This is a genomic window from Pseudomonas karstica (genome assembly GCF_009707515.1).
Classification (GTDB): domain Bacteria; phylum Pseudomonadota; class Gammaproteobacteria; order Pseudomonadales; family Pseudomonadaceae; genus Aquipseudomonas; species Aquipseudomonas karstica.
On record NZ_WLYI01000001.1, the window covers coordinates 197894 to 215895 of the forward strand.

At 55.6% G+C, this 18002-nt stretch carries 15 protein-coding genes; 5 read left to right on the forward strand and 10 right to left on the reverse strand.

The annotated features are described in order from the left end of the window. Positions 1–30: 30 nt before the first annotated feature. The 9 genes from GIR22_RS00890 to rpmH form a co-directional block, all read right to left on the reverse strand. Positions 31–903 carry a ParB/RepB/Spo0J family partition protein gene (locus tag GIR22_RS00890; protein WP_154741462.1) on the reverse strand — a complete coding sequence of 291 codons (873 nt, stop codon included), beginning with the start codon at positions 901–903 and terminating at the stop codon, positions 31–33. Positions 904–912: 9 nt separating this feature from the next. Continuing rightward, the gene (locus GIR22_RS00895) at positions 913–1710 is read right to left on the reverse strand and encodes a ParA family protein (RefSeq protein ID WP_005792605.1); all 798 of its coding nucleotides are present in this window, start codon (positions 1708–1710) and stop codon (positions 913–915) included. A gap of 18 nt (positions 1711–1728) precedes the next feature. Continuing rightward, a complete protein-coding gene (gene rsmG, locus GIR22_RS00900) occupies positions 1729–2373 on the reverse strand; it encodes a 16S rRNA (guanine(527)-N(7))-methyltransferase RsmG (protein ID WP_003213561.1) in 645 nt (214 codons plus the stop codon). Beyond that, a complete protein-coding gene (mnmG, locus tag GIR22_RS00905) occupies positions 2370–4262 on the reverse strand; it encodes a tRNA uridine-5-carboxymethylaminomethyl(34) synthesis enzyme MnmG (protein WP_178122015.1) in 1893 nt (630 codons plus the stop codon). The genes rsmG and mnmG overlap by 4 nt, the downstream gene beginning before the upstream one ends. 551 nt (positions 4263–4813) lie before the next feature. Continuing rightward, positions 4814–6184, reverse strand: a complete 1371-nt coding sequence (gene mnmE, locus GIR22_RS00910; protein WP_154741463.1) for a tRNA uridine-5-carboxymethylaminomethyl(34) synthesis GTPase MnmE — start codon at positions 6182–6184, stop codon at positions 4814–4816. A gap of 79 nt (positions 6185–6263) precedes the next feature. Next, positions 6264–7946: a membrane protein insertase YidC gene (gene yidC / locus GIR22_RS00915; RefSeq protein ID WP_154741464.1), complete on the reverse strand. Its 1683-nt coding sequence runs from the start codon at positions 7944–7946 to the stop codon at positions 6264–6266. A 2-nt stretch (positions 7947–7948) separates the two neighbouring features. Then, a complete protein-coding gene (gene yidD / locus GIR22_RS00920) occupies positions 7949–8194 on the reverse strand; it encodes a membrane protein insertion efficiency factor YidD (protein WP_077430980.1) in 246 nt (81 codons plus the stop codon). Further along, positions 8187–8594, reverse strand: coding sequence for a ribonuclease P protein component (rnpA, locus tag GIR22_RS00925; protein WP_377663161.1), 408 nt, complete (start codon positions 8592–8594; stop codon positions 8187–8189). Before rnpA ends, yidD begins: the two co-directional genes overlap by 8 nt. A 13-nt stretch (positions 8595–8607) precedes the next feature. Next, complete coding sequence (gene rpmH / locus GIR22_RS00930; protein WP_003213577.1) at positions 8608–8742, reverse strand: 50S ribosomal protein L34; 135 nt, start codon at positions 8740–8742, stop codon at positions 8608–8610. A gap of 574 nt (positions 8743–9316) precedes the next feature. Between rpmH and dnaA the strand changes: the two genes are divergently transcribed. Genes dnaA through gyrB form a run of 4 tightly spaced genes read left to right on the forward strand, consistent with a single transcriptional unit; the run spans position 9317 to position 15528 of the window. After that, positions 9317–10840 (forward strand): chromosomal replication initiator protein DnaA, encoded by a 1524-nt coding sequence (dnaA, locus tag GIR22_RS00935; RefSeq protein WP_178122017.1) that lies wholly within the window; start codon positions 9317–9319, stop codon positions 10838–10840. 38 nt (positions 10841–10878) lie between these two features. After that, positions 10879–11982, forward strand: a complete 1104-nt coding sequence (gene dnaN / locus GIR22_RS00940; protein ID WP_154741465.1) for a DNA polymerase III subunit beta — start codon at positions 10879–10881, stop codon at positions 11980–11982. A gap of 20 nt (positions 11983–12002) precedes the next feature. Continuing rightward, positions 12003–13106: a DNA replication/repair protein RecF gene (gene recF / locus GIR22_RS00945; protein ID WP_154741466.1), complete on the forward strand. Its 1104-nt coding sequence runs from the start codon at positions 12003–12005 to the stop codon at positions 13104–13106. Between the two features lie 4 nt (positions 13107–13110). Next, the gene (gyrB, locus tag GIR22_RS00950; protein WP_154741467.1) at positions 13111–15528 is read left to right on the forward strand and encodes a DNA topoisomerase (ATP-hydrolyzing) subunit B; all 2418 of its coding nucleotides are present in this window, start codon (positions 13111–13113) and stop codon (positions 15526–15528) included. A 117-nt stretch (positions 15529–15645) separates the two neighbouring features. On the opposite strand, the gene GIR22_RS00955 is transcribed toward gyrB, so the two are convergent. After that, positions 15646–16365 (reverse strand): response regulator transcription factor, encoded by a 720-nt coding sequence (locus GIR22_RS00955; protein ID WP_154741468.1) that lies wholly within the window; start codon positions 16363–16365, stop codon positions 15646–15648. 645 nt (positions 16366–17010) lie between these two features. Between GIR22_RS00955 and GIR22_RS00960 the strand changes: the two genes are divergently transcribed. Beyond that, positions 17011–17991 (forward strand): FecR family protein, encoded by a 981-nt coding sequence (locus GIR22_RS00960; protein ID WP_377663159.1) that lies wholly within the window; start codon positions 17011–17013, stop codon positions 17989–17991. Positions 17992–18002: the final 11 nt, after the last annotated feature.

The window sequence follows — 18002 nt, forward strand, 5'->3', positions numbered from 1 at the left end:
TTCCGATCACGCGCTACATAAGCAAATGTTTCAGCGGATGTGGGCAAGGACGCCCTGCAGCTCATCCAATGAGTTATATCCGATGACCAATTGCCCTTTGCCTTTCTTCCCATGGCGAATCTGCACCGCAGAGCCTAGGCGCTCGGCCAGGCGCTGCTCCAGGCGTGCAATGTCCGGGTCAGGTTTCACCGTTTCGGCCGGTGCAGGTTTACCGCTGAGCCACTGGCGAACCAGCGCCTCGGTCTGACGAACAGTGAGACCTCGTGCGACAACGTGTCGCGCCCCTTCAACCTGTTGATTTTCCGGCAAACCGAGCAACGCACGGGCGTGACCCATTTCCAGGTCGCCATGGGAAAGCATGGTTTTGATGACTTCAGGAAGTGCGATCAGGCGAAGCAGATTCGAGACAGTAACCCGAGACTTGCCTACCGCGTCGGCCACTTCCTGCTGAGTCAGTTTGAATTCCTGCTGCAAACGCTGCAGGGCAATCGCTTCCTCGATGGGATTGAGGTCCTCACGCTGGATGTTTTCAATCAGCGCCATGGCGATGGCAGTTTCATCCGGCACATCGCGAACCATCGCCGGGATGGTTTCCTGGCCAGCTTGTTGGCTGGCACGCCAGCGGCGTTCGCCCGCGATGATTTCAAAGCGACCATCGCCAATCGGGCGAACCACGATCGGTTGCATGACCCCCTGGGCCTTGATCGATTGGGCCAGCTCTTCCAATGCCTGTGGGTCCATGTCCCGGCGCGGCTGGTATTTGCCACGCTGGATCAGGTCCAGCGGCAGGTGCTGCAACTCACGCTGATCGGCCTGTGTCGCTTGCTCTTCAAGGGTCGTGACAGTCGGACCGCTCAGCAGTGCATCCAGTCCACGTCCGAGACCTCGTTTCTTGACGGCCATGGGGGTTCCTTAAGTTGGCTGGGCTGCAGCGGTGCGTGAGTTACGACGTTGGCGACGAACCATCTCGCCTGCCAGGGCCAGGTAAGCAATAGCACCACGAGATGATTTGTCGTACGCCAGCGCAGGCATGCCATAGCTCGGTGCTTCAGCCAGGCGAATATTGCGTGGAATCACTGTGTCGTACAACTGATCGCCGAAGTGTTCCTTGAGCTGCGCCGATACGTCATTCATCAGGCTAAGCCGCGGGTCATACATGGTCCGCAGCAAACCTTCGACTTTCAGGTTCGGGTTAAGCAGTTCAGCGATACGCTTGATGTTATCCACAAGGTCGCTCAAGCCTTCAAGGGCGAAGTACTCGCACTGCATGGGGATAATCACCCCATCGGCAGCGACCAGCGCGTTTAGCGTGAGCATCGACAGCGACGGTGGGCAATCGATCAAAATGTAGTCGTAATTCTCGCGGATCGGCGCCAGGGCGCTACGCAGACGGCTTTCTTTCATCTGCATTTCCAGCAGCACCACTTCTGCCGCGGTCAAATCGCGGTTGGCCGGCAGCAGTTGATAACCGCCGTGCTCGGAGTAGTGCATGGCCTGGGCCAGGTCGCATTCGCCAATCAGCAAATCGTAGACCGAGTTTTCCAGGCCGTGTTTATCCACACCGCTACCCATGGTGGCGTTGCCCTGTGGATCGAGATCGATCAACAGCACCCGGCGCTTGGTAGCCACCAGGGATGCTGCGAGGTTGATGCAGGTGGTGGTTTTACCCACGCCACCTTTCTGGTTCGCTATTGCGAATACCTTAGCCATTCTTGCTTGTGTTCCCAATCATGCCGTGCGGCGCAGTATCAGCAGATGACGTTGGCCTTGGCAACCGGGTACGGCCAAGGCGTGTTCGCTATCGAGGTGGAAGTCTGCCGGCAATGCTAACAGCTCGTCGCTTGGATGAACGCCCTTCATTGCCAGCCAACGGGTATCGCGGTCGCCAAGATGGCGGGTCCAGTTGCTGAAATTCTCCATGCTGCTGAACGCCCGGGAAACAATTCCGTTGAACGGCTGCTCAGGCGTGAAGGCTTCGACACGACTGTGGATAACTTGCAGATTATCCAGCTTGAGTTCGAGTTTGACTTGAGTCAGGAAGCGGGTTTTCTTGCCGTTACTGTCCAGGCAGGTCACTTGGGACTCGGGAAACAGGATTGCCAACGGTATGCCGGGCATCCCACCACCACTGCCGACGTCGAGCCAGCGGCCGTTTTCGATAAACGGCATCACACTGAGACTGTCCAGCAGATGACGCGAGACCATCTCGTCCGGATCACGCACTGCGGTGAGGTTGTAAGCCTTGTTCCATTTGATCAACAGGGCCAGATAACCCAGCAGCAACTCGTGCTGGGCCTCGGTCAGGTTGACGCCAAGCTGGCGAGCACCTGTGGATAACTCTTCGGCGTGTTGCGAGGTGACCAACGAACTCAAGCGCTTTGCTCCAACTGACGGCCCGCGCCGCGTTTTTTCAAATGAATCATCAACAGCGAAATGGCTGCCGGGGTGACGCCCGGAATACGCGACGCCTGGCCCAGAGTTTCAGGCCGAGTTATCCCCAGCTTGCTTTGGATCTCCTTGGAGAGACCCGAGATGTTCGTGTAATCAATATCCACAGGCAGTTTGGTGTCTTCACTGGCCCGCAAACGAGCGATCTCATCCTGCTGGCGATCAATGTAACCGGCGTATTTGGTCTTGATTTCAACCTGCTCGGCGACCTGTGGATCTTCTGCACCGCCGCCAGTCACCGAGATCAGACCAGCGTAGTCGATTTCCGGACGGGACAGCAGGTTCAGCAAGTTGTATTCGTGAGTCAGCGGCGTGCCGAACTTTTCGGCAATGGCATCGCCTTGCTCGGTACCCGGGCGAACCCAGGTGCTTTTCAGGCGCTGCTCTTCGACTTCGATGCTTTCGCGTTTTTTGCAGAAAGCCGCCCAACGCATGTCATCCACCAGGCCCAGTTCGCGACCCTTTTCGGTCAAGCGCAGGTCGGCGTTGTCTTCACGCAGGATCAGGCGGTATTCGGCTCGGGACGTGAACATCCGATACGGTTCCTGGGTTCCCAGGGTAATCAGGTCGTCCACCAACACACCGATGTACGCTTCGTCGCGACGTGGGCACCAACTGTCTTTGCCCTGTGCACGCAGTGCCGCGTTGGCTCCGGCCAGCAAACCTTGGGCACCTGCTTCTTCGTAACCGGTGGTGCCGTTGATTTGCCCGGCAAAGAACAGACCGGCGATAACTTTGGTTTCAAGACTGTATTTCAGGTCACGCGGATCGAAGTAGTCGTACTCGATGGCATAACCAGGACGCACGATATGGGCATTTTCCATACCGCGAATCGACTGCACGATCTGGATTTGCACGTCGAACGGCAGGGACGTGGAAATCCCGTTCGGGTACAGCTCGTGAGTAGTCAGGCCTTCCGGCTCGATGAAGACCTGATGGCTTTCCTTGTCGGCAAAGCGGTGGATCTTGTCTTCGATCGATGGGCAGTAACGCGGGCCAATACCTTCGATCACTCCGGAATACATCGGCGAACGGTCGAGGTTCGCGGCAATGATTTCGTGGGTTCGGGCGTTGGTGTGGGTAATCCAGCAACTGACCTGCTTGGGATGCTGTTCCTTGGATCCCATGAACGACATGACCGGAATCGGCGTGTCACCGGCTTGCTCGGTCATCACCGAGAAATCCACAGACCGGCCATCGATACGCGGCGGCGTACCGGTTTTCAGGCGGCCTACACGTAATGGCAGTTCGCGAAGGCGCTGAGCCAGGGCGATTGACGGTGGATCACCGGCGCGACCACCGGAATAGTTCTGCATACCGATGTGGATAAGTCCGCCGAGGAATGTACCGGTGGTCAGCACCACGGACTCTGCGAAGAACCGCAGGCCCATTTGGGTGACAACACCACGCACTTGATCCTGTTCAACGATCAGGTCATCAGCCGCTTGTTGAAATATCCACAGGTTCGGCTGGTTTTCCAGGGTTTCGCGAACAGCGGCCTTGTAGAGGATCCGGTCGGCTTGAGCCCGAGTGGCTCGCACGGCCGGGCCTTTGCGGCTGTTCAAAACGCGAAATTGAATACCACCCTTATCGGTAGCCATGGCCATCACACCGCCCAGGGCGTCGATTTCCTTGACCAAATGGCTTTTGCCGATCCCGCCAATGGCGGGGTTGCAGCTCATGGCGCCGAGGGTTTCCACGTTATGCGTCAGCAACAGGGTTTTTGCCCCCATGCGTGCTGACGCCAGTGCTGCCTCGGTACCGGCATGACCGCCGCCGATGACGATCACTTCAAAACGGGAAGGGAAATCCACCACGCACCTCGTGCCTGCTTATCTGTAGGTAATTAGGAATTGATTGTTTAACTGGTTTTAGAGCTTTGGCGGCAAGTATAGGGACTTCGCCCTTCCTAAAGAACCCTTTGCACAAAATTTAACCAGCTGTGGATGAATCACAGACAATAGAAATTAAAAGAGAGAGATTTATTAAATCTTTGTTTTTATGTTTATTACTACTGAGGCTATTTTCTGTGGATAGATCTCTACAGCCCTTTATATACTTAATGTACAGAGATTCAAAAGTCTGTGATCAGGTGGCAACGAGGCCGTTGGATAAGTGGTTTAAGCCTGTGGATTAAACAGATGGTTATCCACAGATGGGTTTTTACTCAGGTTTCAAGCTTGGTTATCAACCGGGCACAAGGGCGGTTATTCACAGGGCTTAATCCACAGAAAAAAGGAAGCCAAGGCAAATTTCGCCCACACAAAGCCGTCGCGGCCTTGGCGATTATCAAAAAATGGAAGGAGGTGCCTCGAAGTGGTCGCAACAGACAGGCACGAATGGCCTGTCTGTGAACAACGAAGGGTTATTTACCGATACAGAAGCTGGAAAAGATCCGTCCCAGCAAATCATCAGAACTGAACGCCCCAGTGATTTCCCCCAACAGCTGTTGCGCCTGACGCAAATCTTCAGCCAGCAACTCACCAGCCCCTGCCAGGGTCAACTGTGCCCTACCGTGCTCAAGGGCCGCGCTGGCATGGCGCAGTGCTTCCAGGTGCCTGCGGCGAGCGCTGAAGCTGCTTTCCGACGTCTGCTCGTAGCCCATGCATGCCTTGAGGTGCTCTCGCAGCAACTCCAGGCCATCCCCCACAGACTTGGCGCTGAGACTGATGGTTACGTGGCCATCCTCGCTGACTTCGAGGGCAATCACCTCGCCAGTGAGGTCGGCCTTGTTGCGAATCAACGTGACCTTGGCCGGATCCGGCCGCTGTTCCAGGAATTCCGGCCACAGGGCAAAAGGATCCATGGCTTCGGGCGCAGTGGCATCCACCACCAGTAGCACTCGATCCGCTTCGCTGATGGCCTTGAGCGCCCGCTCCACACCAATTTTTTCCACCTGGTCGTCGGTATCGCGCAAGCCTGCGGTGTCGACCACGTGCAGCGGCATGCCATCGATGTGGATATGTTCGCGCAAGACATCCCGGGTAGTGCCGGCAATCTCGGTAACGATCGCCGCTTCACGTCCCGCCAAGGCATTCAGCAGGCTGGATTTTCCGGCATTCGGCCGCCCGGCGATGACCACGGTCATGCCGTCACGCAGCAAGGCACCTTGCCCGGCTTCGCGCAGTACTGTGGATAACTCATCGCGGACTTTATCGAGCATCGCCAGAACGTGGCCATCGGCAAGAAAGTCGATTTCCTCTTCTGGAAAATCAATCGCCGCCTCGACGTAGATCCGTAAGCTGATCAACTGTTCGGTAAGGTTATGCACACGCAAGGAGAACGCGCCTTGCAAAGAGCGCAAGGCATTGCGCGCCGCCTGTGCAGAACTGGCCTCGATCAGGTCGGCAATGGCTTCGGCCTGGGCCAAGTCAAGTTTGTCATTGAGAAATGCCCGCTCGCTGAATTCGCCCGGCCGAGCCAGGCGGCAACCCAATTGCAGGCAACGCTGCAGCAGCATGTCCAGGACAATTGGCCCGCCATGGCCTTGCAATTCCAGCACATCTTCACCGGTGAAAGAGTTAGGTCCCGGGAAATACAGGGCAATGCCTTCGTCCAGAACTTCCTCGTTGTTGTCCAAAAATGGGCCGTAATGGGCATACCGTGCCTTCAGTTCACGGCCAGTGATGGCTTGCGCCGCCACGCGGGCGAGCGGCCCGGAAATGCGGACAATGCCAACGCCACCGCGACCTTGAGCGGTGGCAACGGCGGCAATGGTTTCACGAGGAGCGCTCATCAACGGGTACCCAGACAAAAGTGACGGAAAGCAAGACGCCCCACTAGGGGGCGTCTTGAGTGGTTATCCACAGAGTAAGTTACGCTTCGGCTTTTTTGGTAGCCGCTTCGATCTTACGTGTGATGTACCACTGTTGAGAGATCGACAACACGTTGTTGACCACCCAGTACAGTACCAGGCCAGCCGGGAACCACAGGAAGAAGAAGGTGAAGATGATTGGCATCATTTTCATCACCTTGGCCTGCATCGGGTCCGGAGGTGTCGGGTTCAGGCGCTGCTGGATAAACATGGTAGCGCCCATGATGATCGGCAGGATAAAGAACGGGTCTTTGATCGACAGGTCAGTTATCCACAGCATGAACGGGGCTTGGCGCATTTCCACGCTTTCCAGGAGCACCCAGTACAGCGATAGGAACACTGGCATCTGCACCAGAATCGGCAAGCATCCACCCAGCGGGTTGATCTTCTCTTTCTTGTACAGCTCCATCATGGATTGCGACATTTTCTGCCGATCATCGCCATGTTGTTCTTTCAGCGCTGCCAGTTTTGGAGCCACGGCGCGCATGCGTGCCATCGACTTGTAACTGGCGGCCGACAATGGGAAGAAGATCCCCTTGATCAGCATGGTCAGGAAGATGATCGACCAGCCCCAGTTACCCACGATGCTGTGGATATGTTGCAGCAGCCAGAAAATCGGCTGGGCAATGAACCACAGGAAGCCGTAATCCACAGTCAGTTCCAGGCCTGGGGACAACTCTTTGAGCACAGCCTGGCTTTTCGGGCCGGCGTACAAGGTAGCGCTGGTTTCAGCCTTGGCGCCTGGTGCGACGGACAACGCCGGGCCAGTGAAGCCAATGATGTAGTTGCCTTGGCTGTCTTTGCGGGTTTGAACCAGGTTGGAATCAGCCTTGGCCGGGATCCACGCGGTCACGAAGTAATGTTGCAACCAGGCAACCCAACCCCCTTGAACCGTTTCTTTCACCGAACCCTTGTCGATATCTTTCATCGACACTTTTTTGTACGGCTCGCTACTTGTCCACAGGGCGGCGCCCAGGTAAGTCGCGGTGCCGGTGGCGGTGCTGGAAGATGGATCGGAGCTGGCATCCCGCTTGAGCTGGGCAAACAGGTTGCCGGTCCAGGCTTTGTCGCTGGTGTTATCGATCAGATAAGTAACTTTCAGATCGTACAAACCGCGAGTAAAGCTGAAACGCTTGATGTAGTTGACGCCGTCTTGACTGAATTTCAGGTCGACGCTCAACTGGTTCTGGCCATCAGCCAGCTGATAAGACTTTTGTTCGGTCGAATAAATCGGACGACCGGTAGCACGAGCATCCGGACCGTCAGTGCCGGTCAGGCCACTTTGTGCCAGATAAGTACGTTCGCCGCCGTTATCGAACAGCTGGAACGGAACATCCGGGTGGTCTTGACGACGTGGATACAGCGGCAGCTTCAACTGGGCTATATCACCACCTTGTGGATCGATCGCCAGCTCCAGCACATCCGTTTTGACATGGATGAGGTCTTTATTGGTAACGACTGGCGTTTCCAGAGGGGCATTGGTATCGGCATTCGCGCTGGGTACATCGGCACTGGCGGAAGCATTGTTACCCAGCGGCGTGTCCGGAATAGCCGGTGCAGCCTGATTGGTAGCAACATTCTGAGTCGGCAGGGCAGCTTGGCCATAGTCCTGGTTCCACTTAAGAACCATAACGTAGGACACGATTGCCAGGGCAACGATCAGGATCGTGCGTTTAATATCCATGATTACTCGGCCATCGAAGAAGAACGGGAGGTAGGGATAGGTGGAACCGGGTCATAACCACCGGGATTCCACGGATGACAGCGACCTAAACGACGAAAGGCCAGCCAGCCACCGCGTAGAAGGCCATGGTTTTCTATGGCTTCCAACGCGTAGCAGGAACAACTGGGGTAGAAACGACAGTGATTTGCCATCAGAGGACTAATGGCATAGCGGTAAAACTGGATCGGAACGAGGGCCAGTTTACGCATCAGTACTGTCTACCCCTACAGTTTCGGTGCCGACTGCTGGTGCTGGCTTGTTGGTACGCGCCAAACGTTTCCAGAGCTTGCCGAAATGCTGAATCAATTCGGGGTTTTCTACATCCCCCAAGCCTTTGCGCGCGACGATAACAATATCCCAACCAACCAGAGTGTCCTGGTGGAGGCGAAACGATTCGCGCATCAGACGCTTGAGGCGATTGCGCTCAACGGAGAGCTTTACGCTCTTCTTGCCAATCACTAACCCGAGACGGGGGTGATCAAGATCGTTGTTACGCGCAAGGAGCAGGAGATTTTTCCCCGGAACCTTGCCGGTGGGGGAGTCAAAGACTGCCTTGAAATGTCGAGGGGTTAGCAAACGCTTTTCCCGACTGAAGTCCTGACTCACCACCAGTGCCGGATTATCAAACTGCCAGACGCGCACGACCTTTGGCGCGACGACGCGACAGGACAGCACGGCCGTTCTTGGTAGCCATGCGAGCACGGAAGCCGTGAGTGCGGGCGCGTTTGATGGTGCTTGGTTGGAAAGTACGTTTCATGGCGTGTTACCTGGTTCGTCCACAACGGGCCGGAATGGCCCCCGTTTTAAGAGACCGGCGATTCTAGAGAAAGCAAGCCTCTAGGTCAATTTCCAACCAGCTTTTCCTTCAATTAGGTATCCAGGCCATTTTCAGCTCATGGGCTTTCATGAGCAATGCCATAGATATAAAAATAAAGAAGGAAGTTATTTAAAGCTTTTCTGTAAAGCTTATAAAAGCTAGGGTCGCCATCTTCTGTGGATAACTACCTTAAGGCCACGATTTACGTGCTGTACAGAGAATGACAACATGGGGGAGAAACGGTGCTCTGCCTGTGCTGCGCTATCGGATAAGCTGTGCATGAATGGGGTAGTTATCCACAGGCCGGTTACCCACAGACTTTCGCCCCCACTTGTACAACGAGCTTAGGGGCGCTTATCCACAGAGCTTATGCACAGACCATTTGTCGCCTTTTCTACAGTTAAGGCCTTGATTCTTGGTGATCTGTGAGCAAGCTACATGTGGATAAGTGGGCGACTGATCGCTACAATGGCGACTGTTTTTGCCTCACCGGCTTTCAACTTAGGGGATATCCGTGTCAGTGGAACTTTGGCAGCAGTGCGTGGAGCTTTTGCGCGATGAACTGCCTGCCCAGCAATTCAACACCTGGATCCGCCCGCTACAGGTCGAAGCCGAAGGCGACGAGTTGCGTGTCTACGCACCCAATCGCTTTGTTCTCGATTGGGTTAACGAGAAGTACCTGAGCCGCGTTCTCGAGTTGTTCGATGAACATGGCAATGGGCTAGCCCCGGTACTCTCCTTATTAATAGGCAGCAAACGTAGTTCTGCACCTCGGGCTGCGCCGAATGCACCACTGGCAGCTTCCGTCTCGCATGCCCAGGCTGCTGCCGCACCCGTCAACAACACAGCTTCCGTTCCGGCGACCCCGGCCTCTTCGAGCTCTTCGTCGCAGAAAAGCGCGTCGGTAAACGCAGAGCCGTCCCGCGCCAGTTTCGATCCGATGGCGGGCGCCAGCTCACAGCAGGCACCGGTTCGTGCCGAACAGCGCACCGTGCAGGTTGAAGGTGCGCTCAAGCACACCAGCTACCTGAACCGTACGTTCACGTTCGAGAACTTTGTCGAAGGCAAATCCAACCAGTTAGCCCGTGCGGCCGCCTGGCAGGTGGCTGACAACCCCAAGCATGGTTACAACCCCCTCTTCCTTTATGGCGGTGTTGGCTTGGGTAAGACTCACTTGATGCACGCTGTGGGTAACCATCTGTTAAAGAAGAACCCGAATGCCAAGGTTGTGTACCTGCACTCGGAGCGCTTCGTGGCAGACATGGTCAAGGCGTTGCAGCTCAACGCCATCAACGAGTTCAAACGGTTCTACCGTTCCGTTGATGCACTGTTGATCGATGACATTCAATTCTTCGCCCGTAAGGAACGTTCCCAGGAAGAGTTTTTCCACACGTTCAATGCCCTGCTCGAAGGTGGCCAGCAGGTCATTTTGACCAGTGATCGTTATCCAAAGGAAATTGAAGGCCTGGAAGAGCGCCTGAAGTCGCGCTTTGGCTGGGGCCTGACCGTGGCGGTAGAGCCACCGGAGCTGGAAACCCGGGTCGCAATCCTGATGAAGAAGGCTGACCAGGCAAAAGTTGATCTGCCCCACGACGCTGCGTTCTTCATTGCCCAGCGCATTCGTTCCAACGTACGAGAGCTGGAAGGCGCGCTCAAGCGGGTCATCGCTCACTCGCACTTTATGGGGCGCGACATTACCATCGAGCTGATTCGCGAATCCCTGAAAGACTTGTTGGCGCTGCAAGACAAACTGGTCAGTGTGGATAACATTCAGCGCACGGTGGCCGAGTACTACAAGATCAAGATTTCCGACCTGCTTTCCAAGCGACGTTCGCGTTCGGTAGCACGTCCTCGTCAGGTGGCCATGGCGCTCTCCAAGGAGCTGACCAACCATAGCCTTCCGGAAATCGGCGATGTGTTTGGTGGTCGCGACCACACCACGGTCTTGCATGCGTGCCGCAAGATCAACGAACTTAAGGAATCCGACGCGGATATTCGCGAGGACTATAAGAACCTGCTGCGTACACTGACTACTTGATGACACCAGCGCAGCTTATTAAGGCAAGGGACTAGACCATGCATTTCACCATTCAACGCGAAGCCCTGTTGAAACCCCTGCAACTGGTCGCAGGCGTCGTCGAGCGCCGACAGACCTTGCCGGTGCTTTCCAATGTATTGCTGGTTGTCGAAGGCCAGCAATTGTCGTTGACCGGTACCGACCTGGAAGTCGAACTGGTTGGTCGCGTCCAACTGGAAGAGCCCGCCGAGCCCGGTGAGATCACCGTTCCGGCGCGCAAGCTGATGGATATCTGCAAAAGCCTGCCCAACGATGCGCTAATCGACATTAAACTCGATGAGCAAAAATTGGTGGTCAAGGCCGGTCGCAGCCGTTTCACCCTGTCCACCTTGCCTGCCAACGACTTCCCGACGGTAGAAGAAGGCCCGGGCTCGCTGACTTGCAGCCTGGAGCAAAGCAAGCTGCGCCGTTTGATCGAACGCACCAGCTTCGCCATGGCCCAACAAGATGTACGTTACTACCTCAACGGTATGTTGTTGGAAGTCTCCGAGGGCATCATCCGCGCCGTAGCTACCGACGGTCACCGTCTGGCCATGTGCTCGATGAAGGCCGACATCGGTCAGCCAGATCGCCACCAGGTAATCGTGCCGCGTAAAGGTATTCTTGAGTTGGCGCGTTTGCTCACCGAGCCGGACGGCAACGTCAGCATCGTCCTGGGCCAGCACCACATTCGTGCGACCACGGGCGAGTTCACCTTCACCTCCAAGCTGGTCGACGGCAAGTTCCCGGACTACGAGCGCGTGTTGCCTAAAGGCGGCGATAAGCTGGTGATTGGTGATCGTCAGGCGTTGCGTGAAGCGTTCAGCCGTACGGCGATTCTGTCTAACGAAAAGTACCGCGGTATTCGTCTGCAACTGGCCAATGGTCAGTTGAAAATCCAGGCCAATAACCCGGAGCAGGAAGAAGCAGAAGAAGAAGTGGGCGTTGACTATAACGGCGGTTCGCTGGAAATAGGCTTTAACGTCAGCTACCTGCTGGACGTGCTGGGTGTGATGACTACCGAGCAGGTTCGCCTGATTCTGTCTGACTCCAACAGCAGCGCTTTGGTGCAAGAGTCCGACAACGATGATTCGGCTTACGTTGTCATGCCGATGCGCCTGTAATCATGTTCAGCAGAAGCTAGATGTCCCTTAGTCGCGTCTCGGTCACCGCGGTGCGCAATTTGCACCCGGTGACCTTCTCCCCCTCTCCCCGCATCAATATCCTCCATGGCGCCAACGGCAGTGGCAAAACCAGTGTGCTGGAAGCCATTCACCTGCTGGGTCTTGCCCGTTCCTTTCGCAGTGCCCGTTTGCTGCCAGTTATTCAGTACGAACAATTGGCTTGCACGGTATTTGGCCAAGTCGAATTAGCGGAAGGCGGCCATAGCAGCCTGGGGATATCCCGTGATCGTCAGGGAGAGTTTCAGATTCGCATTGATGGGCAGAACGCTCGCAGTGCTGCGCAATTGGCGGAAATCCTGCCACTGCAACTGATCAACCCTGACAGCTTTCGGCTGCTGGAAGGTGCACCAAAAATCCGTAGGCAATTCCTCGATTGGGGAGTGTTCCACGTGGAACCGCGTTTCATGGCCACTTGGCAGCGCCTACAGAAGGCCTTGCGGCAGCGGAACTCATGGCTACGGCATGGTACACTTGATGCCGCTTCACAAGCTGCCTGGGACCGGGAACTGTGCCTGGCCAGCGCTGAAATAGATGAATACCGCCGCGCCTATATCAAAGCCTTGAAACCAGTCTTTGAACACACCTTGAGTGAGTTATTGGAACTCGAAGGTTTAACGCTGAGCTATTACCGTGGTTGGGACAAAGAGCGAGAGCTGAGTGCAGTGCTCGCGACGTCCTTGCAGCGGGATCAGCAAATGGGCCATACCCAAGCCGGGCCACAACGGGCTGATTTGCGCCTTAGATTAGGTGCACATAATGCTGCAGACATTTTGTCCCGCGGTCAGCAGAAGTTGGTGGTTTGTGCGTTGCGTATCGCCCAAGGGCATCTGGTGAGCCAGGCCCGACGAGGCCAGTGTATTTATCTGGTGGATGACTTGCCTTCCGAGCTGGATGAGCAGCACCGCCGCGCGCTTTGCCGCTTGTTGGAAGACTTACGCTGCCAGGTTTTTATTACCTGTGTAGACCACGAATTATTGAGGGAAGGCTGGCAGACGGAAACGCCAGTCGCTTTGTTCCACGTGGAACAAGGCCGTATCACCCAGACCCACGACCATCGGGAGTGAAGGCATGAGCGAAGAAAATACGTACGACTCGACCAGCATTAAAGTGCTTAAAGGTTTAGATGCCGTACGCAAACGTCCCGGTATGTACATCGGCGATACCGATGATGGCAGCGGTCTGCACCACATGGTGTTCGAGGTGGTCGATAACTCGATCGACGAAGCGTTGGCCGGTCATTGCGACGACATCAGCATCATCATCCACCCGGACGAGTCCATCACTGTACGTGACAACGGTCGCGGCATTCCGGTAGACGTGCATAAAGAAGAAGGCGTATCGGCGGCAGAGGTCATCATGACCGTGCTCCACGCCGGCGGTAAGTTTGACGACAACTCCTATAAAGTATCCGGCGGTTTGCACGGTGTAGGTGTTTCCGTAGTTAACGCCCTCTCCGAATTGCTGGTACTGACTGTGCGTCGCAGCGGCAAAATCTGGGAGCAGACCTACGTTCACGGTGTTCCGCAAGAACCGATGAAAATCGTTGGCGAGAGCGAAACTACCGGCACCCAGATTCACTTCCGTCCTTCCGACGAAACCTTCAAGAACATCCACTTCAGCTGGGATGTCCTGGCCAAGCGGATTCGTGAGCTGTCTTTCCTTAACTCCGGTGTTGGTATCGTCCTGAAGGATGAGCGCAGCGGCAAGGAAGAACTGTTCAAGTACGAAGGTGGCCTGCGTGCGTTTGTTGAATATCTGAACACCAACAAAACTGCGGTCAACCAGGTGTTCCACTTCAACATCCAGCGTGAAGACGGCATCGGTGTAGAAATCGCCCTGCAGTGGAACGACAGCTTCAACGAGAACCTGTTGTGCTTCACCAACAACATTCCACAGCGCGATGGCGGTACTCACCTCGTGGGTTTCCGTTCTGCGCTGACGCGTAACCTGAATACCTATATCGAAGCGGAAGGCCTGGCGAAGAAGCACAAAGTCGCCACCACCGGTGATGATGCCCGTGAAGGCCTGACCGCGATTATCTCGGTCAAGGTCCCGGATCCCAAGTTCAGCTCCCAGACCAAGGACAAGCTGGTGTCTTCCGAAGTGAAGACCGCCGTGGAACAGGAGATGGGTAAATACTTCTCCGACTTCCTGCTGGAAAACCCAAATGAAGCCAAGTTGGTTGTCGGCAAGATGATCGACGCCGCGCGGGCTCGTGAAGCGGCGCGTAAAGCCCGTGAAATGACTCGTCGTAAAGGCGCACTGGATATCGCGGGCTTGCCGGGCAAACTGGCTGACTGCCAAGAGAAAGACCCTGCCCTCTCCGAGCTGTACCTGGTGGAAGGTGACTCTGCTGGCGGTTCCGCCAAACAGGGTCGCAACCGTCGTACCCAGGCCATCTTGCCGCTGAAGGGTAAGATCCTCAACGTTGAGAAAGCCCGCTTCGACAAGATGATTTCCTCCCAGGAAGTTGGCACATTGATCACAGCCCTGGGTTGTGGCATCGGTCGCGACGAGTACAACATCGACAAGCTGCGCTACCACAACATCATCATCATGACCGATGCTGACGTCGACGGTTCGCACATCCGTACCCTGCTGCTGACGTTCTTCTTCCGTCAGTTGCCGGAGCTGATCGAGCGTGGCTATATCTACATCGCCCAGCCGCCGTTGTACAAAGTGAAAAAGGGCAAGCAAGAGCAGTACATCAAAGACGACGACGCCATGGAAGAGTACATGACGCAGTCGGCCCTGGAAGATGCCAGCCTGCACTTGAACGACGAAGCCCCAGGGATCTCTGGTGAGGCGCTGGAGCGCCTGGTGAACGACTTCCGCATGGTGATGAAGACTCTCAAGCGTTTGTCGCGCCTGTACCCTCAGGAGCTGACCGAGCACTTCATCTACCTGCCAGCCGTTAGCCTGGAACAGTTGGGCGATCATGCACACATGCAGGATTGGCTGGCCCAGTACGAAGTCCGCCTGCGTACGGTGGAAAAATCCGGCCTGGTCTACAAAGCCAGCCTGCGTGAAGACCGTGAACGTAACGTCTGGCTGCCAGAGGTCGAACTGATTTCCCACGGCCTGTCGAACTACATCACCTTCAACCGTGACTTCTTCGGCAGCAATGACTACAAGACTGTTGTTACCCTCGGTGCGCAACTGAGCACGCTGTTGGACGACGGTGCTTATATTCAACGTGGCGAACGTAAGAAGGCGGTGAAGGAGTTCAAGGAAGCCCTGGATTGGTTGATGGCTGAAAGCACCAAGCGTCACACCATTCAACGATACAAAGGCCTGGGCGAAATGAACCCGGATCAGCTGTGGGAAACCACCATGGATCCAAGCCAGCGTCGTATGTTGCGTGTGACCATCGAAGACGCCATTGGCGCGGACCAGATCTTCAACACCCTGATGGGTGATGCGGTCGAACCTCGTCGCGACTTCATTGAGAGTAATGCCTTGGCCGTGTCCAACCTGGATTTCTGATCGGGTTCTCAACAGGCAAAACTAAAAAGGCCAACGCTTAGCGTTGGCCTTTTTATTGGGAGAAAAACAACGGTTTTGAAATGCTCCACGTGGAACATCAACAAAACCCGCTGCGTTTTAGCTATGGGTAGTGGTCACGCTCTCCAACCGATACCCATACCCATAGATCGTCAGCAACTGCCAACCACGATCAGCAGTCAGCCCCAACTTGTTACGCAGTCGATAGATATGCGTATCCAGTGGTCGCGACGACACCATTTCCTCATGGGTCCAAAAACGTTCGTAGAGGTACTCTCGGGATAGCGGTCGTGCCAGGTTGGCAAATAGGCAGCGGGCCAGGCGATACTCTCGCTCGGTCAGGCTGATGGGGTTTCCGGCACGGGTGACGGTTAATTCGGCATCGTCAAACGTCAGGTCATTGAAGGTCAGTACTTCGCTGGTTGTGGACTTTTGCAGCCCATGGCGGCGCAGGACGGCCATTACCCGTGCCTTGAGCTCATTAGGCCGAAAAGGCTTACTGACGTAATCATCCGCGCCGCTGTTGAGCGCCTGGACGATATCGCTCTCGGCATCTCGGCTAGTAAGCATGATGGCTGGCGGCGGCACCTCCATGTGTTCGCGGGTCCAGCGCAAAATTGCCAGCCCGCTGAGGTCAGGCAACTGCCAATCGAGTACCAGCAAGTCAAACGTTTCTCTGCGCAATTGGCGAAGGAGGTCTTCACCGCGCTCAAAACAATGCAGCGTCCATGGCTGCTCCGAGGCGGAGGGGATTTGTCGCAGTGTCTGTTCCACCCGCCGTAGTTCCGCAGGTTCGTCATCCAGTATTGCGACACGCATGGGAGGGTCCTTTCTTCTTGAAGAGTGCGGTAGCTATCAGCCTATTTCGCTCAGGGCTGCACGGTGTAGACGCGCAGATACCGGCCGTTGAATCTGAACAATTATGGCCAATTCTCATGCCTCCTGAATCTCTGGGTACGCTGATATCAAATGGCCGTTAAGCCATTGAAAATCGTCAATACCCAAGCGCAGAAGATACCGGCTCGAGACCGTCAGGAAAAGGATCAATGGCAATCAGGCTTTATGCTCTGTCGAGACGAGCGATCGCCCATGTCAAATCTGAACAAATGTCGCAGATTCCCCTGATGCACCTCTGCTGTAGGTAAATTCTTTCTCGCTGAGTGACACACAGATTGGAGCGTAGGAAGCGCTCCGACACAGGATGTGTCAATCACAGTTCGAGGTTCGCCACGGACTGTTGTCGAAGGGATGAGAGGGACGGCATTTCTTCGATATGCCCGGGCTGGTTCACAGGCCGGGTTCGACACAAGGATGTGTCATCCTCTGCAATGGATTTCACGCCCCAGACAATACGTCTATCGAGTGCGGTGCATCATCAGGTATCGTAAGCCGCATTCAAGGTCTTCTCGCTGCAAGACGCTTTCTGAAAGTGCTTTCTGATGACCCATTAGAACCAGAATCTTGATGAGCGCCATGACCTTCTTTCCCTGCCAGCACCGCCATGCCCTTTGTGTCCTGATTATCACGCTTGGCGCTGTGAGTCTGCCTGCCCTGGCGCGCTCCACCCCTCCCCGCGCTCCCTATATTGATGACAACCAACTCTGCCGCGCCCAGCCCTTGCCGGCTGTCGTCCAGCACCTGACGGGCGAGGCCTGGAAGCTGGATGCCAAAGGCGTGTCGAGTGTGCTGACCGAAGGTATGGTCATTGATGAGCAGGAGAGTGTGAAAACCTCCACTTCGGCGTTTGTCAGCTTGTTGCTGGGGGATGGTTCGCGGATCGTGCTGCCTTCCAGTTCTCAGGTTCGGTTGCACCTGATTGAAGAGCAGGCGATTCCCCGGGTCATTCTTGAGCAGGGCCAGGTAGAGGCTTATGTGATCAAGCGTGCCAGCGATTATGACCGTTTCCAGATTGTGACCCCGGTGGGCGTGCTGGGTGTACGCGGTACCCACTTCAGGGTTCGCAACGATGGCGAGCAATCGGTTCTCGAGGTGCTCAATGGGCAAGTGGCGGTCAATCGTGATGAGATGCCACCAAGCCAGCAAGCAGCCAAAAAGAAACCGGTAATAGGTCCAGTGGCGGGCGAAGTGAAGGTCGGTGCTCGCCAAGGGTTGGTGTTCAAGAAACAAGGGGAGCTCAAGCCGGTGGAGCTGCTGGACCCTCCCACGTTGGTGGGCCAGGATGGCCAGAAAGGCGATTCTCCGATCTGGACCTTGTTCCTGCGACCGTTGCCAGGTGCCCAGCGTTATCGTGCGCAAGTAGCCACTGATAAGGAATTCATGAACATCAAGCAGGAAAACTTCTCCAGCAAGCCGCAAATGCGCTTCACTGGGCTGAAGGCATCGTTTTATCACGTGCGTTTGTCTGCTTATGATGAACAGGGACTGGAGGGAGCCACAGGGGTCTATGACATTTTCTACTACCCGCCCGCAACTCGTGTGCAGTAGTTCGGTAGTTG